Source organism: Bacteroides sp. 2201st1_D9_2201SCRN_220225, assembly GCF_040928965.1.
Lineage (GTDB): Bacteria > Bacteroidota > Bacteroidia > Bacteroidales > Bacteroidaceae > Bacteroides > Bacteroides stercoris.
Genome location: NZ_JBCODG010000177.1, coordinates 1 through 1,043 on the forward strand (window position 1 = coordinate 1; position 1,043 = coordinate 1,043).

Below are 1,043 nucleotides of genomic sequence, written 5' to 3' on the forward strand. Positions count from 1 at the left end.
AGTTCTCCCACATCCGTAAATCGACGTGGGAGAACTGTTACCTATAGCGACCCCAAGCAAGAGCGGTTTAGTCGATAAAGAAATGGCACCATCAAGCGTTGAAAATGGAGTTCTAAAAGTCAACCTTATTTCAGAGTATGGAACGCCTACATTTCTAATTTCAATATATAGTGCAGCAATAATTGGAACCTTTATTCTTGCTGCACAAACCTATCATTTAAAGCCTGGGGGAAAATGTGTGTGTATTGGAGAAAACAATATTTCCATATATATTGATACAAAGAATATATACATAGAACCTCGTGCACATATCAATGTAAACATTTGTATTATCCCTTTATCAGACCATTCCGGAGTTAAAAGCGTTGAAAAAATGGAATTTGAAGACTTAGATGCAATCAAAGATAAGTTGACAGAAATTATTCCTATTGCATTGGGATAATAAATTAGTAGAAGGGTACTAACCTTCTACTAATTCTGTTCTACATTGCCTACAGAGTATCAACATCTACTGCTTGTGTACAGCCTTCAGGAAGAGACTCCTGCTTTTGCAAGTTGAAATAAAAGTCTTTTGCCATGTGGCTATAGCTCAATATAGACACAGTTATATTCGCAGGTGCATCAACATACACATTAATGCCTTTCTCGTTATATTTGGCGTAAAAGTTAGCTTCCTTGGTTCCTTTTATTAAAGATTTGTAGTTTGCCTTAAAATTCTCGTCACCGGTTCCTATTATCTGTAGTAAAGAAACACCACTTTGTTTGAAAGATGTATGATTCACTGAAATGAGGAAAGTGCATAAGAAGTTATTATTGGGCAGTGTTCCAATGCACCATATTCCGCCACTATTTGAGAAATTAGGTATCAAATTATACTTCTGCAATCCGTTTTTCTGAGAAGTAGCGATACCTATCAGTTCTCCCACATCCGTAAATCGACGTGGGAGAACTGCTCGATGGTGGAGTCATCAAACAGAAGCGGTCTGACCTCAAAGATGCCGACCAATATACAACGCCAGGAACATACTTTGTAAACCTATGGG

Annotated in this window: 2 protein-coding genes; one reads left to right on the plus strand and one right to left on the minus strand. The window is 37.6% G+C overall.

The window, feature by feature from the left end; translation table 11 throughout:
* Nucleotides 1–25 precede the first annotated feature (25 nt).
* Entirely contained in the window at nucleotides 26–442 is a 417-nt protein-coding gene (locus AB5903_RS22520) for a hypothetical protein (RefSeq protein ID WP_368118326.1), read from the plus strand.
* 49 nt (nucleotides 443–491) lie between these two features.
* Here AB5903_RS22520 and AB5903_RS22525 read toward each other — a convergent pair whose 3' ends face one another.
* A complete protein-coding gene (locus AB5903_RS22525; protein ID WP_368118327.1) occupies nucleotides 492–926 on the minus strand; it encodes a hypothetical protein in 435 nt (144 codons plus the stop codon).
* Nucleotides 927–1,043: the final 117 nt, after the last annotated feature.